This window comes from Bacteroides clarus (assembly GCF_015555825.1).
Lineage (GTDB): Bacteria > Bacteroidota > Bacteroidia > Bacteroidales > Bacteroidaceae > Bacteroides > Bacteroides clarus.
Genome location: NZ_JADNLF010000007.1, coordinates 26,685 through 42,139 on the forward strand (window position 1 = coordinate 26,685; position 15,455 = coordinate 42,139).

The 15,455-nt window shown below is 46.9% G+C and carries 14 protein-coding genes; 5 read left to right on the plus strand and 9 right to left on the minus strand.

Features of this window, described 5'->3' with window-relative positions; genetic code table 11:
• Position 1 precedes the first annotated feature (1 nt).
• Positions 2–1,381: a glycosyltransferase family 39 protein gene (locus I2F54_RS09215; protein WP_195501039.1), complete on the plus strand. Its 1,380-nt coding sequence runs from the start codon at positions 2–4 to the stop codon at positions 1,379–1,381.
• Between the two features lie 26 nt (positions 1,382–1,407).
• On the opposite strand, the gene I2F54_RS09220 is transcribed toward I2F54_RS09215, so the two are convergent.
• A complete protein-coding gene (locus I2F54_RS09220; RefSeq protein ID WP_195501040.1) occupies positions 1,408–2,715 on the minus strand; it encodes an MATE family efflux transporter in 1,308 nt (435 codons plus the stop codon).
• A 170-nt stretch (positions 2,716–2,885) separates the two neighbouring features.
• Here I2F54_RS09220 and I2F54_RS09225 point away from each other — a divergent pair, with 170 nt between their 5' ends.
• Entirely contained in the window at positions 2,886–3,569 is a 684-nt protein-coding gene (locus I2F54_RS09225; protein ID WP_195501041.1) for a tetratricopeptide repeat protein, read from the plus strand.
• A gap of 34 nt (positions 3,570–3,603) precedes the next feature.
• Here the strand turns inward: I2F54_RS09225 and I2F54_RS09230 are convergent, their stop codons facing one another.
• From I2F54_RS09230 to I2F54_RS09245, 4 genes are read right to left on the minus strand one after another with little or no spacing between them, the layout of a single operon-like run.
• Positions 3,604–4,950: a zinc-dependent metalloproteinase lipoprotein gene (locus I2F54_RS09230; protein WP_410518264.1), complete on the minus strand. Its 1,347-nt coding sequence runs from the start codon at positions 4,948–4,950 to the stop codon at positions 3,604–3,606.
• A gap of 43 nt (positions 4,951–4,993) precedes the next feature.
• Positions 4,994–5,767, minus strand: a complete 774-nt coding sequence (locus I2F54_RS09235) for a biotin--[acetyl-CoA-carboxylase] ligase (protein ID WP_195501093.1) — start codon at positions 5,765–5,767, stop codon at positions 4,994–4,996.
• Positions 5,751–6,107, minus strand: coding sequence for an MmcQ/YjbR family DNA-binding protein (locus tag I2F54_RS09240; protein WP_195501042.1), 357 nt, complete (start codon positions 6,105–6,107; stop codon positions 5,751–5,753). Before I2F54_RS09240 ends, I2F54_RS09235 begins: the two co-directional genes overlap by 17 nt.
• Positions 6,108–6,129: 22 nt before the next feature.
• The gene (locus tag I2F54_RS09245; RefSeq protein ID WP_009122934.1) at positions 6,130–6,495 is read right to left on the minus strand and encodes a YraN family protein; all 366 of its coding nucleotides are present in this window, start codon (positions 6,493–6,495) and stop codon (positions 6,130–6,132) included.
• Between the two features lie 83 nt (positions 6,496–6,578).
• On the opposite strand from I2F54_RS09245, the gene I2F54_RS09250 reads away from it, so the two are divergent.
• A complete protein-coding gene (locus tag I2F54_RS09250) occupies positions 6,579–6,812 on the plus strand; it encodes a hypothetical protein (protein WP_004293731.1) in 234 nt (77 codons plus the stop codon).
• Between the two features lie 63 nt (positions 6,813–6,875).
• Entirely contained in the window at positions 6,876–7,310 is a 435-nt protein-coding gene (locus I2F54_RS09255) for a nucleoside deaminase (RefSeq protein WP_009122935.1), read from the plus strand.
• 164 nt (positions 7,311–7,474) lie between these two features.
• Here the strand turns inward: I2F54_RS09255 and I2F54_RS09260 are convergent, their stop codons facing one another.
• From I2F54_RS09260 to I2F54_RS09275, 4 genes are all read right to left on the minus strand, one after another.
• Complete coding sequence (locus tag I2F54_RS09260; RefSeq protein WP_195501043.1) at positions 7,475–9,667, minus strand: alpha-galactosidase; 2,193 nt, start codon at positions 9,665–9,667, stop codon at positions 7,475–7,477.
• A gap of 14 nt (positions 9,668–9,681) precedes the next feature.
• On the minus strand, positions 9,682–9,996 hold the full coding sequence (locus tag I2F54_RS09265) for a DUF4834 family protein (protein ID WP_022218046.1): 315 nt from the start codon (positions 9,994–9,996) through the stop codon (positions 9,682–9,684).
• A 67-nt stretch (positions 9,997–10,063) separates the two neighbouring features.
• Positions 10,064–10,771: a CDP-diacylglycerol--serine O-phosphatidyltransferase gene (pssA, locus tag I2F54_RS09270; protein WP_022218047.1), complete on the minus strand. Its 708-nt coding sequence runs from the start codon at positions 10,769–10,771 to the stop codon at positions 10,064–10,066.
• A 2-nt stretch (positions 10,772–10,773) separates the two neighbouring features.
• Positions 10,774–11,463, minus strand: coding sequence for a phosphatidylserine decarboxylase family protein (locus I2F54_RS09275; protein ID WP_118468869.1), 690 nt, complete (start codon positions 11,461–11,463; stop codon positions 10,774–10,776).
• 173 nt (positions 11,464–11,636) lie between these two features.
• Between I2F54_RS09275 and dnaE the strand changes: the two genes are divergently transcribed.
• Positions 11,637–15,434 carry a DNA polymerase III subunit alpha gene (gene dnaE / locus I2F54_RS09280; RefSeq protein WP_195501044.1) on the plus strand — a complete coding sequence of 1,266 codons (3,798 nt, stop codon included), beginning with the start codon at positions 11,637–11,639 and terminating at the stop codon, positions 15,432–15,434.
• Positions 15,435–15,455: the final 21 nt, after the last annotated feature.

A 15,455-nucleotide genomic window follows, 5' to 3' on the forward strand; every position in this document is an offset into this window, starting at 1 on the left:
TATGCTTGTATTAGGAATAATTCTCGTTATTGCAATAGGCTTTCTTGCCGTCAACTGCATCTCCGTGAAGTTTACGTGGAGCGAAAAGATAGGTCTTGCCTTTCCGGTGGGAATCGGACTGCAAACAATGATGATGCTCATCATCAACCTGCTTAAAATAAAACTGATAACTGCCAGCGTTATGCTTGGGGGAGTGTTGATACTGCTTCTGTTACTGTCGTTTCTGTACAAGCGCAGGGACGGGGTGATAATGTATTATAAGAAGGCTGTCTGTATCGATACTTCGAACTGCAACCTTGTCTGGTGCTTCTTTATCGTGCTTATTGCGTACTTCGAGTATATGAACTTTACCAAGTGCATGTATTTCCCTACGTTCGACAGGGATAGTCTGGCGGGATTTGATACCATTGGTTATGTCATGGCACAGGAACATACTTTTAGGAACTTGAGCATCTTTCAGCAGAGCTATATGCCGCACATCCACGATGCGGGCAGTTACATGACGTATGCTCCGATGGTTCAGTTGAGTTATGCTTTTGTCTATCTTTTGGGAGCGGAAACGTCCAAGCTTGTTCCGGCATTGATGTATTTATCCCTGCTGATAGCTTTCTACGGCAGCATGCAGCGCGTGACAGGGCCTACGGGTGCGGCTGTCGCCACTTTCTTCGTGCTGATTACTCCGGAGATGATTGCGTTTTCGTCGTTGTCGGCCACTAATGTCATTCATGCCGCCACTGCTTCGTCGGGCATTATTTATATTGCTTTATGGCTGAAGTGCAGGGAACGGAAAGATTTGTACCTCGGCTCCTTGCTGCTTGCCGTAAATATATGGACGCGTTCGGAAGGGATAGTCTTTATCGGTGCGGCCTTGGCGGTTGTTTTTGCGGATGTGCTCAGGAACAGGCATTGGAAAGATTTGCTGCCTGTTGCCGCTGCGCTGTTTCCCGCGCTTTTGTGGGCGGTCTTTTCGTGGGTGAGCGGTTTTTATGCCGAAAACATCGTCATATTCCGTCCTTATTGGGATGCGGAGAAAGCCGGTATTATTTGGGCGTTTATGAAAGCTTATTATAAAGATACGCAGTTCTTCGGCTGGACTGTTATGGCGTTCTCCCTATCATTGCTCGCAAACGGCTGGTTCTTACTCAAGAGGAAAGATAATCTGGCTTTGCTGGCGATGGTTGTCACCTCTCTGGCTTTTTATGTGATGGTTCTTTATCAGATTGATTATAAATGGGACTCCATCCAGAATGTTCTGGCTTACTCCGCCAAGCGTTTCTTCTTCTGTTTCATTCCTATGATGTGGTTTTATGCATTGTCTAATCATTGGGCGAGGATGCTCTTTGGCAGGCTGGACAGTTTCCTGCTGTTGGAGGAGAAGTAATTTCTTTGCGGGTATGCGCAACGGCTTTAGCTGAAGCTTTCTTCGATAATCTTTCGGCTGAGCAAGGTCTGCATAGCTCCCCGTATGGAGAGGTAGATAAGAAAAGCAAGCCATAAGGCATGGTTGCCTAAAGCCGGGCGGAACCCGTAAAATGCGGCAAAGAAGCAGACGGCCGCCGCTGCCATAGATGCGAGCATTCCGCGGGTGGCGGTAGCGCCGATAAAGATACCGTCCCAAATAAAGGCGGCGATTCCGGCAACGGGTATGGCAAGCGCCCAATAGAAATAGGTATCGGCGGCGGTTATCACGTTTCGGTCATCGGTCAGCAGTCCCAGAAAAGCATTCCCCCCCAACGCGTAAACCAATGTAAAGAGTATGGCCATCCAACCGCCCCACATAAACAGGTGACGGGCGGTGTTTGTAAATGCTTCCCGGTTACGGGCGCCTATGTATCGTCCGCTCAGTGCCTCTCCCGCATAGGCGAAGCCGTCCATTACGTAAGAGAAAAGGGTGAAGAGCTGCATCAGCAATGTATTTACCGCCAGTATAATTTCACCTTGCGAAGCGCCTGCCGAGGTGAAGAATAACGTGACGGCTACAAGGCAGAGCGTACGTAGGAATATGTCGCGGTTCACCTGGAAAAAGCGTACCATTGCTTCTTTTTGCAATACCCCTTTCCAAACGATGTGCTTTTTCAGTTTACCGTAACGGTTCGTCCACAGTATGAGTCCCATGAAGAAGCCCGCGTATTGGGCGATCAGCGTCCCCAAAGCTACGCCTTCTACCTTCATATTGAAGAAATAGACAAGGCTGAGGCTGGCGATGATGTTCACGATGTTCTGTGTAATGGCTATGTACATGGGAATGCGCGAGTTCTGCATGCCGATATACCATCCGGAGAGCCCGTATAATCCTAACATGGCAGGAGCGCCCCATATACAGATGTGGAAATAGAGCGTCGCCATTTCCCTGACTTCTTCCGTGGGGTGGATAATGAGGAAGGCCGCTTGCCTGATAGGCACTTGCAGCAGGATAAGGCAAAGAGCCACAGCCAACCCTATACCTACGGAACGTATCAGCAGCCGAACAATTTCGGGGAAATCCCGTTTACCATAAGCCTGTGATGTCATGCCGCTGGTTCCCATACGCAGAAAGCCGAATATCCAATAAATGATATTGAACAGCATACCGCCTACCGCAATGGCGCCGATATAGGCGGGAGCACCCAGATGCCCCACGATAGCCACATCGATTAGTCCGAGCAAAGGCACGGTGATATTCGATACGATGGAAGGTAAGGCTATCTGTAATATCTGTCTGTCTATGGGCTTCATTCGCAATATTTGGTTTAACGGGGGGCAAAGGTACGCAGAAAAGCAAAAATAGTGGGAAAGATTAACTATATTTCTACTTTTATCTATTGATGATTGGCGGGGAAGTTTGTAAATTTGTAGGTGACTCTCTATGAGCGATTTCGGGCTGTTAAACTATATAGACTTAAAAAATGAAGACCTTAACTTTACTTTTCTTTGGGCTCTTGCTGTGCCCGATGTCACTTTTGGCACAATCGGCAGATGTGTTGTTGCAGAAAGTGTCCGATGCCTTATCAACCGGTAAGGATGATTATGCCGTGAGTTTGTTCCGTCAGGCCGCAGGCATGGGAGCGGAGCAGACGGAGATGTTTTATTGGACCCGCATTGAGAAGAACAGTGCGGTGGCTCCTCGTCTGGTACGCGAACTGGCTGCTTATTACAAGGATAAGCGGAATTATGACAAAGCATACCTTTTTTATAAGGAATGGTTGCAGTATTATCCGGAAGATGTTCCCGGCCTTGTAGCCTGTGCGGAGATGCAGATGATGCGTGGCGAGGCGAAAGATGCCTTGAAACTCTATGAGACAGTGTTGGCTTTGGATGCAGATAATCTTCAGGCAAATATCTTTTTAGGTAATTATTACTACCTGCAAGCCGAGCGAAAGAAGAAGACGCTGGAAGATAACTATAAGAAAATTATTTCTCCCACACGGATGCAATATGCCAGTTACCGTAACGGGTTATCGGATGTGTTCGCTAACGGGTATGATAAGGCTAAGAACTATTTGCAGAAAGTTCTTCAGCTGTTTCCTTCTACGGAAGCGGGAAAAACATTGGAACGGATAAAGATATTGGAAAAGGAGATGAACAAGTGATTGTTCATCTCCTTTTTTCTTTCTATCGCAATCCCTATTTGGCGGTACGGATTGGTAACTCCATGAGCCCGCTTGGCGCAGAGCGCGTGCCTGCTTCCTGACCGGCTTTTGGGCCCGGTATCAGAGGACTGTATAGCAAGACATGACGAATACGCGCCCGCTGTTCGGGAGTAAAACGGTCGGAATAGCTGATTGCATAATCCATGATGTTGTATGAGACAAAGGATTCGCCTGTCAGGCAATTCTCGCGGTTCACCAAATTGGCGAATGTGAAGTTATCCGGGTCATTCACCTCGATGTATGCGCAATCCATATCGTATGCTTTTTTGTTATAGGTGGGGGTATCTGCGCAATAGTCGGTATCTTCACAACTGTTTTCGTTTTCCGTTTCGGAGAATACATGGTGCAATCCTAAGTAATGCCCCAATTCATGCGCCAATGTAACGGTAATGTCCGCCGTATTGTATGTGTTTCCCGTACTTTCTTCGTTAATGAACAGGCTGTTGATGGATACGCAATAGGGAAAGGATAAGTTCTCCAATTCTAAATGGGATACATTGATTTCACTGAGACCTGCCAGGCTATTGGCTCCTTTCACGGTGAAAGGCAGATGTGATATCCCCAATGTTGTCGTATTGCTGTTGGGGTCATTGGCGAAGTTGTAGACCATTATATTGATATATCTGTTGGGATCCCATAAATATCTTACATAGCCTTTTCCAGTTGCTTCGCTTATATCATCGTTCATAAAGGCATCGCAATCTATCGGATAGTTCTCCGGCCATGCAATGTATTCCACTCCCGGCTGTTCCATCGCTTCTCCGTCAGGATTAACGGTGGCGAGTGTAAAGGTCAGGTTCATGTCTACACTTTGCGTGCTGTTTTTATACAGCCGGTTTACCGTGTTCAATATCTCGGATAAGCGACTTTGTCTGACGTACTGTTCAGGGTCGGACTTGTCGTGATAGAGAACATGAAAAACCACAGGCAGTTTATAGTGATACTGTTCTATGGGGGTATATCCTGCCGCTTGAGTGATTTCTATCTTTCTGCTCACTTGGATGGACGGCGACGCGACTGTTACTGTAACTTTCCTTTCTTTACTGTCGGGGTTGGCTTCTATTTGCAGGGTCAGCGTCTGATTTCCGGAGCCTTTGCCGGGAGTGATGCTGCACCATTGCGCAGTTTTGGACACTTGCCATTCTACGTCGCTTGTGATATTGACAGTCAGTGTAGCCCCGTCGCTACTGACATTGCCGAATGACGATTCGGAGAGTTCCAAATAGTCGGCTTCATTATCTTCGCAACCATATAAAATGAAACTTGATATGACGGCTACGATTAAGACTTGTATCTTCATGAGTTTATATATTAATTCCATACAAAACGTGTTTTACAAAGATAATGTTTGCCAATTTGTTTAATCAGACGATGTATTGCACCTCTTTGAATAAATACTCCCGTTCCTTGCCGTTCTCGTCTTCCAGAACAAAACGTCCGTCTTGCTCCACGCGCAGCAGGCGGGCGGAAAACCTGCCGTCGGTATCTTCATAAGGGTGAAAGCCTCTGCGGCGGAATAAAGAGCGGGCATAGCGGGCGGCTATTTCGGCGGTATAAGTACTGCCGTCTTCCGTTTGCAAACCGTTGTAGTAGATTTGCACCCGTTTCAGGATATGCGATAGAATCTCATAGCGGTCGTGCTCCTGACCGGTAATCTGCTTCAGGGATACCGGGTTGGGAGCATCGCTGTGAAATTCATCCTGATTGATATTGATTCCGATGCCGGAGATGCTGCGTCCGATGAAGTGTCCGGAGAGGTCATTCTCTATCAGTATACCGCATATTTTCTTATCTCTCCAGTAAATATCATTCGGCCACTTTATCGTAATCTCGTCCGACCATCTGTCCAGCTCTTCCTTAATGGAGAGGGAAACGATTTGCGACAGGATAAACTGGCGGCGTGCTGCCAGAAAAGTAGGATAGAGGACAAAACTGAAAAGCAGATTCTTTCCTTTGTCCGCTTCCCAGGTATTGCCACGCTGGCCTTTGCCGGCACTTTGAAACTCGGCTGTAACCGTAGTCAGCTCGGCAACGGATTCTTGCAGCTCATTACACAACTGGCTGATGTATCGGTTGGTTGAGTCTGTCTCGTCCAACGCTATCAGCGGATAAGGGAATGTTTCAGGGCAGGGCTTCATACTCATTGCGCGTTTTTTTAGTGAATTTCTTTATTACTTCTTCGTAAGAGTGGTCTATCAGACGTCTTATCAGCTTGTCATCTGCGTCACTGCTCAGGAACACTTGGTTCCAGTACTTTTTATTGAAGTGCCAGGCGCCTTCGATGGCGTTATAGCGGTCACGCAATTCCAGCGCGTATTCCGGGTCGCATTTCATGGTGATGCGGTCGGGGGTATTGAGGTTTATACATAAAAACATCTTCCCCATAACTCGGATAACGAGGAAATCCTCACCGAAAGGAGTGTCTTCGGTCGCAGCCTTTTTACTGAGGCAATATTCGCGGGCGGTTTCTATATCCATTGTATTTCAGGTATTAGAGTTCTTAAAACATGGGCGGATAAAACGCTTCCTTGATATGTTCCGTTTTGAAAGCTCCTATATCGCCTACTGCCGTAATAATGTCAAAACGTACGGGCATATCTATGCAAAAATGTTTTATGTAAGCATCGGCGGCTATGACAATACGGCGTACTTTCTGCCAATTGACGGCATCTTGCGGCTCGACATACTCTGTGTTGCTTCGGGTTTTCACTTCGACGATAATCAGCTCATTGTCTTTGGTCGCGACGATATCCAGTTCCAGATGGTTTTTCCGCCAGTTCCGATCGCGTATCTCGTATCCGTTACGCTCCAGATAGGCTGCTGCCGCATCTTCTCCTGCTTTTCCCAGAGCATTATGTATTGCCATAGTACGATTTTCTTTCTTTCAGTACAAAAATACGTTTTTTCTGCTTTGTTTTTACAGAAGTAAAACTAATTTTGCAAAGAAATATGAGAAAGAGAGACAAAACGTGTGCAAAAGCAACACCCGAAGAGCCTAAACGCGAGCAGCGCATGGTATGCCTGATGAGCGAGGAAGAGCTGCGGATTGTAGACCGTTATCTGGAGAAGTACAAGATAACGAATAAATCACGCTGGCTCAGGGAAACCATTCTCATGTTTATCCACAAGAATATGGAGGAAGATTATCCTACGCTGTTCGGCGAGCATGATATGCGAAGATGAGAAAGCGGCGGAGCAGGGTGTCGTGCATGATGTAGAAGAAGATAAACAGCAGGCAGGAAGAAAATGACGGATACGGATTATATGAAGCAGGCGCTTCTTGAGGCGCAAAAGGCGGGTGAGCGGGGGGAAGTGCCCGTTGGGGCTGTCGTTGTTTGCAAAGACCGCATTATTGCCCGTGCCCATAATCTGACTGAGACTCTGACCGATGTCACCGCGCATGCCGAAATGCAGGCGATTACTGCCGCCGCCGCTACGCTTGGCGGTAAATATCTGAATGAATGTACTCTTTATGTCACCGTTGAGCCTTGCGTCATGTGTGCCGGAGCCATTGCATGGGCGCAGACGGGACGGCTGGTGTTTGGCGCGGAAGACGAGAAACGGGGATACCAGCGTTATGCGCCACAGGCTTTGCATCCTAAAACCTCGGTAGTGAAAGGTGTACTGGCGGACGAATGTGCCGCGTTGATGAAAGACTTTTTCGCTGCGAAACGCAGGTAATGCTTTTCTGAATAATACCGTTACAGCAGACTGCCCAGATAGTACGGAACACGAATGAAATCGTCTTGCGGAACGGATGGATTCGTCCCGCGGGACAAAAAAAATCATCCCGTGAGATGGAATAATCCGTCTCACGGGATGATTTTTTTTATCTTACGGGATGATTATTGCGCGGTCAGTTCAATAACGTGACTCTGCGTAATTGCCGTTCCGAATACATCCAAACCGACTTTCATGAGATAATCTCCCGAATATATCTTTCCATTGGCTTTTAAAGCGGATTTTACGGAAGGCATCAGATTTATCTCTTCTACTTTATATCGTTTGTCTGGGTTCAGGCCTTGCAGTCTGACGGGCATCAGCTTCTCTTGGAAGCGGGGATAAATGTCGTAGGCAAAAAGAACGGCCTTGTCGGTATCCCGGCTCACGTAATTTACAGCCATGTGATTACTTTGGTACGGAGAGACCAATCGGTACTGAACTCCGTCCATGATTGCGGCTTGCAGGCGTTTCCAGTTGGTTACCGCCGTTTGGCAATAGGCCAGCTCGTCAGCACTAAGTTCTTTCAGGCCGAGGTCAAAGCCGAGTTTGCACATGGAGGCCACATCGGTACGGAACTTGACGGAAGTGGATTTGTTCCAGCCGGTGACGTGCGCGCACATTGCTTTGGCGGGGAAGAACTGAGAGAACCCCCATTGGATGTAGATACGTTCTATCGGATCGGTATTGTCACTGCACCAGAATTCGGTGAAGTATTTCAGCGCTTCATAGTCGCAACGGGCGCCACCGCCGGAGCAAAGCATCATGGGCACATCGGGATAGTTCGCTTTGACGCGCTTCATAACATTGTAGATGCCGCGTACGTGGTCAATATATAACTGTCCTTGTTTCTCTTTGAGATAGGGCGAGTATATATTGGTGATAGGGCTGTTGCAGTCCCATTTAAAGAAAGCTGTTTCCGGATTCTCTTTTAATATATCGGCGACAACGTTGTAAACGTAGTCTTGTACTTTCGGATTGCTAAGGTCCAAGACCAATTGGTGACGGTAATAATAGGTTTCGCGGTTGGGTAGCTTGATTACCCATTCCGGGTGCTTTTCAAACAACTCGCTCTTAGGATTTACCATTTCCGGCTCTATCCAGATACCGAATTTTACACCGGCGTCTTTTGCCGACCGGACTAAAGCCGGTATGCCGCCGGGCAGTTTGTCACGGGTCACTTCCCAATCGCCCAGACCGGCACGGTCGTTTTTACGGGGATATTTGTTGCCGAACCAACCGTCATCCAGCAGGAACATGTCTACTCCCAAGTGTTTGGCTTCTTTCATCAGTGCGGCAAGCTTCTCCTCGTTAAAGTTGAACGCCGTATTTTCCCAGTTGTTCAATAGTGTCAGACGGGAACCGTTACCGTCTTTTATGCCGTAGTTACGCGCCCATTCGTGGAAATTGCGGCTGCCTTGTCCGGTACCGCTATTGCTTAATGTGAATATGAATTCGGGCGTGGTGAACACTTCATTCGCTTTTAATTCGTAAGTTGAGGCGTAGGGATTGATGGCGGGGATTACACGAAGATTGCCTACGTTGTCTACCTCAAAGGTGAAGCGGAAATTTCCGGTCCAGCCTAATGTCCCCATGAGCACGGTGCCTTGGTGTTCGTTGACGGGTTGGTCTAATCCTATTTCAAAAAAGGGGTGTGTATGTATGGCGGCGCGGCTACCGAGTTTCGTATCGATGACTTTCTTGCCGAATTGTAGTTGCTGGCTGCTCATCTGCGCTTCTTTGGCCCAGTCGCTGCTGAACTCGGTGAGATAGTAACCGGAGTTGTTGAAGTAAAGCATGGTAGAGGCATAGGAGGATAGGGTAACGGGTTTCTTCTCCTGATGTCTGATTTCACTCCATGTCTTGATAATGTTCTCTTTGGGATAGGCTATGTAATGTAGGGTAACTTCTACCGGATACTGGTCGTCGCGTAACAGAATTGTTGTTTCCGTACCACCTTCAACGGCCTTGTCGGATGAAGAAACATAATATAATATGGTGGATGGATTACCGTCGTGGTGCGTGATACTGATGGCCGGTTCAAAAAAATCTTCGTTGCCCGAACCGCTGTACACTTCCCAACCCCGTTTGCTTACGCTGCCATCCGAGCCGGCATGTATATTCCATTGGAAATGCTGCAAGTCTTGCTCATGCAATAGTTTTTCACCCAAATAGGTTTGGTACAGCCGACCGTTTTCCCCTACCTGGAGTATTAAGTCTGTGTCTTTTGTAGAGATGCGGATTGTTTTGTTATCCGTTGCATTAACATACGTCAGGGATGATAACGCGAAAAGAATAAAGGCAAGTAGTGTTTTCATGGTGTGTTTTATTGTTATTCTTCTTTGATTTCCTCAAAGTCTACGTACTCTCCTTCATCTTGGGAGAATAGTTTTTTGTGTCTGTTGTGTGTGGGGGCTTCTTTAGTTCTTGTGTCCGGCTCTTCATTGGGAGAAGGGCCTGATTGCTGTCTGTCATTAAAAGAATATCCCCTTCCGGATTGGTAATTTCCGTTGTCATTCCGGTAAGTGCTCGATGAACGGCGGCCGCCTAATCCGAAGACGCTTCGGATGACAGTGCCTATAATGCTAAGCCCGATAAGCAGGATAGCAATTATAATGATAAATAAGAATCCTAAAAAATGAAACATGGGCTAATGTCTTTTTATGTGTTCGTTTTCAGCGAACGATAGTACAACAACCGTGCCAAGAAAATGTTTATTTACGTTTTCCTGTTAGGAGTGACAGTAAGATGTACCATACAATCACCGCTGCAAAGCCGCTGACTTTTAAAAAAATAAGGAGTGGAATGCAGACAATCAGGAAAATGAAACTTACTTTATTGTCTTTCCATGAAAGATTCTTGAACTTCAATGAGAACATCGGTATTTCCGATACCAGCAGCCATGAGAACAGGCAGACCAATACTAACAGATAAAAAGGATTGAAGTTCCCGGAGATAAGGATAGGATGTATGCCCGCCACTAACGATGCCCAGAAAAGGGCGTTGGCAGGAACCGGCACACCGATAAAGGAACTGGTCTGGCGGGTGTCGTTATTGAATTTCGCCAAACGCAGCGCCGAGAATACGGAAATAAGGAATGCGGCATACGGCATGTAAGGAGCGATGAACTCCATGGATGCCGGATAGTACATTTCTTTGAATAAGGAAAATACTACCAATGAGGGTGCTACACCGAAACTTACATCATCCGCCAAGGAATCCAAATCCTTTCCGATGGGGGAATGCGCGTTCAGTAAACGTGCCATCATACCGTCGAAGAAATCGAATACGGCACTGAGGATAATGAATACAAGCGCCAGATTGTAGTTGGCCTCGAAAGCCATGACACAAGCGATACACCCGGAGAATAAGTTCAGACAGGTTAAGGTGTTTGGTATAGAACGGGTGATGCGATTTGCCATTGTTATTTAAGTTTTGCTATCACGGTTTGATTACCGGTGGTCAGTTGTCCGAGTTTAACAAGCACTTCCGTACCCAGCGGGAGAAATACATCCACGCGGGAACCGAATTTGATGAAACCCATATGTTCGTCAATATAACATTCTTCGCCCGGTTCGGCATAGGTTACGATACGGCGTGCCATAGCGCCCGCAATCTGACGTGCCATGATTTCCACTCCTTCGGGAGTTTCGATTACTACGGTGGAACGCTCGTTGTCGGTACTTGCTTTAGGCAGCCAGGCCTTCATGAACTTACCGTTCTGGTGAGACACCGACTTCACGGTTCCGTCTACCGGGTACCAGTTGGCATGTACATTGACCAGACTCATAAATATGGAAACCATGATACGGCGGTCATGGAAATATTCGGTCTCTTCAACTTCCTCCACTACCACAATTTTCCCGTCAGCGGGAGCGACCACAATCTTTTCAGTCTCTTCCTGACCGAACAAACGTATCGGGCAACGGAAGAAGTTTACCAAGATTCCATAAACTACAAGGCTGATGACGGCCACTACATAGAACGGAATCTTGCACTCCAAACCGAAATAAAGTCCGGCGTTTACGGCAAGTATCAACAGCAAACTGCCGGCCAGTGTATGTGTGCCTTCGCGGTGAATGCGTATTTTCTTTAGTTTTTTAAGTCGACCCATGTATCTTGTTTTATTCTTTTCTGATGCAAATTATCTGCAAAAATAGGCTTATTTTGAAAATCTAACAAGAATTTAGTCATAGAATTGCAGATGTTGATAACTTTTTGAGGAATATTTTTGTTAGATATCGCATAGGTCGTACCTTTATGCTCACTTATAGAAAGGATAGATTTATGCAGGATTTTGTTCATTTGCACGTACATACCCAGTATTCGCTCCTTGACGGCCAGGCCAGTGTGAGCCGTTTGGTAGACAAGGCGATGAAGGATGGTATGAAAGGTATTGCCGTTACCGATCATGGCAATATGTTCGGTATCAAGGAATTCACCAACTATGTTAATAAAAAGAACGGTGGTCCGAAAGGGGAAATAAAAGACCTGAAAAAGCGGATTGCCGGTATAGAGAGCGGTGAAATAGCATGTGAGGATAAGGAAGCGGAGATAGCGGCTTGCAAAGCGAAGATAACGGAAGCTGAAAATAAACTGTTCAAGCCTATCATCGGTTGCGAAATGTATGTGGCCCGCCGTACAATGGATAAGAAAGAGGGTAAGCCCGACCAAAGCGGTTACCACCTGATTGTATTGGCGAAGAACGAAACTGGTTATCACAATCTTATAAAATTGGTGTCCCGCGCATGGACTATGGGATACTATATGCGTCCGCGTACCGATCGCAATGAGCTGGAGAAGTATCACGAAGGCCTGATTGTCTGCTCCGCCTGTATCGGTGGAGAGGTTCCTAAAAAGATTATCAACGACCAATTAGAGGAGGCCGAAGAAGCCATCCGCTGGTATAAGAATCTTTTCGGAGATGATTATTACCTGGAATTGCAGCGCCATAAGGCGACCGTTCCCCGTGCCAATCACGAAGCTTATCCTTTACAGCAAAAAGCCAATACCAAACTGCTGGAATATGCCAGGAAGTACAATATAAAAGTAATCTGCTCCAATGACGTTCACTTTGTGGACGAGGAGAATGCCGAGGCGCACGACCGCCTTATCTGTTTGAGTACGGGCAAGGATTTGGACGATCCGAGCCGTATGCTTTATACCAAGCAGGAGTGGATGAAAACCAAGGCGGAGATGAACGAGCTTTTTGCCGATGTTCCTGAAGCGCTTTCCAATACGTTGGAGATTTTGGACAAGGTGGAATACTACTCCATAGACCATGCTCCTATCATGCCTACTTTCGCCATTCCCGAGGATTTTGGAACAGAAGAAGGATACAGGCAGAAATATACGGAAAAAGATTTGTTCGATGAATTTACGCAAGACGAAAATGGGAAAGTAGTCTTGGATGAGGAAGCCGCTAAAGCCAAAATAAAGCGTTTGGGCGGTTACGAAAAGCTTTATCGTATCAAGCTGGAAGCCGACTATCTCGCCAAACTGGCATTTGACGGCGCCAAACGGATTTACGGTGATCCGTTGTCGGATGAAGTAAAAGAGCGTTTGGTGTTTGAGTTGTACATCATGAAGACGATGGGTTTCCCCGGTTACTTCCTGATTGTACAGGACTTTATCAATGCCGCCCGTACGCAACTGGGAGTTTCGGTGGGGCCGGGACGTGGTTCGGCTGCCGGTTCGGCTGTGGCTTATTGTTTGGGTATTACCAAGATAGACCCTATCCAGTACGACTTGCTGTTTGAGCGTTTCCTTAATCCGGACCGTATCTCGTTGCCTGATATTGATGTGGACTTTGATGATGACGGACGTGGTGAAGTGTTGCGTTGGGTAACGGAAAAGTACGGACAGGAGAAGGTAGCGCATATCATCACGTATGGTACCATGGCAACCAAATTGGCTATCAAGGACGTTGCCCGTGTACAGAAATTACCCTTGTCGGAATCTGACCGTTTGGCCAAACTGGTTCCCGACAAAATCCCTGATAAGAAACTGAATCTTCCCAATGCTATCGCTTACGTACCGGAATTGCAGGCGGCAGAGGCATCGCCCGACCCGTTGGTACGCGATACGTTGAAGTATGCCAAAATGCTGGAAGGTAATGTGAGAGGTACAGGTGTACACGCTTGCGGTACGATTATCTGCCGTGACGATATCACCGACTGGGTTCCTGTCAGTACGGCGGATGACAAGGAGACCGGTGAGAAGATGCTCGTTACCCAGTACGAAGGTTCGGTCATTGAAGATACGGGGTTGATTAAAATGGACTTCCTGGGATTGAAGACTCTTTCAATCATTAAGGAAGCTGTTGAGAATGTACGTTTACATCGGGGATTGGCATTGGATATCGACAAGATTTCCATCAATGATCCCGCTACCTATAAATTATACTGTGACGGACGGACTATCGGTACATTCCAATTTGAATCTGCCGGTATGCAGAAATATCTGCGTGAGTTGCAACCCGGTACATTTGAGGATTTGATTGCCATGAATGCCCTCTATCGTCCGGGTCCTATGGACTATATCCCGGATTTCATCGACCGTAAGTGGGGACGCAAGCCTATCGAGTATGATATTCCTATTATGGAGAAATACTTGAAGGATACATACGGTATTACTGTCTATCAGGAGCAGGTCATGCTTCTGTCCCGTTTGTTGGCGGACTTCACCCGTGGCGAATCCGATGCTTTGCGTAAGGCGATGGGTAAAAAGTTGCGGGATAAACTGGATCACATGAAGCCGAAATTCATTGCGGGCGGACAGAAAAACGGGCACGATGCGAAGGTGCTCGAAAAGATTTGGACTGACTGGGAAAAGTTCGCGTCTTATGCTTTCAATAAATCTCATGCCACCTGCTATTCATGGGTGGCTTATCAGACGGCTTTCTTGAAAGCGAATTATCCGGCGGAATATATGGCTGCCGTCATGAGCCGAAGTTTATCCGATATAACTACCATAACCAAACTCATGGACGAATGTAAGTCGATGGGTATTAAAGTACTTGGTCCTGATGTGAACGAATCGAACTTGAAGTTTACCGTCAATCCGGAAGGTAATATCCGTTTCGGATTGGGTGCGGTGAAAGGAGTAGGTGAGGGTGCTGTGCAAAGCATCATGGAGGAGCGTGAGAAGAATGGTCCGTATACAGGTATCTTCGATTTCGTACAGCGTGTCAATTTGAACGCTTGTAACAAGAAGAACCTGGAATGCCTTGCTCTTGCCGGCGGCTTTGACAGTTTCCCCGAGTTGAAGCGTGAACAATATTTTGCCATTAATGCCAAGAATGAAGTCTTTATCGAGACATTGGTACGCTATGGTAACCGTTATCAAGCGGATAAAGCGGCAGCGGTCAACTCTTTGTTCGGCGGTGAAAATGTGGTAGATATCGCTACTCCCGAAATTCTTCCCGCAGAGCGTTGGAGCGACCTTGACAGATTGAATAAGGAACGTGATTTAGTCGGTATTTATCTTTCCGCTCATCCCTTGGATGAGTATTCCGTAGTGCTGGAACATGTTTGTAATACACACATGGCGGAGTTGGAGGATAAGACACTCCTGGTGGGACGTGAAATTACCATGGGCGGTATAGTCACTACCGTCCGCCGAGGCATCAGTAAGAACGGCAATCCTTACGGTATAGCCAAGATAGAAGACTATTCCGGTTCGGCAGAGTTACCTTTCTTCGGGAACGATTGGGTAACTTATCAAGGCTATTTGGGTGAGCGTACTTTCCTTTATATTAAGGCGCGTTGCCAACCTAAACAGTGGCGGCAGGATGAATTGGAACTGAAGATTACCTCTATGGAATTGCTTCCCGACGTAAAAGAGAAGCTGATAGAGAAGATTACGATTCTTATCCCGCTCAGTGTACTGAACAAAGCATTGGTGACGGAATTGGCAGAACTTACGAAAGACCGTCCCGGTACTACGGAACTCTATTTCAGAGTGACCGATCCGGATAGTAAGATGACTGTTGATTTGGTGTCTCGTCCGGTGAAGCTTTCCGTAGGCCGTGAACTTATCTCTTATTTAAAAGAGCGTCCGGAGCTTGAGTTTCGGATAAATTAATTATCTTTGCTTCACTGATAA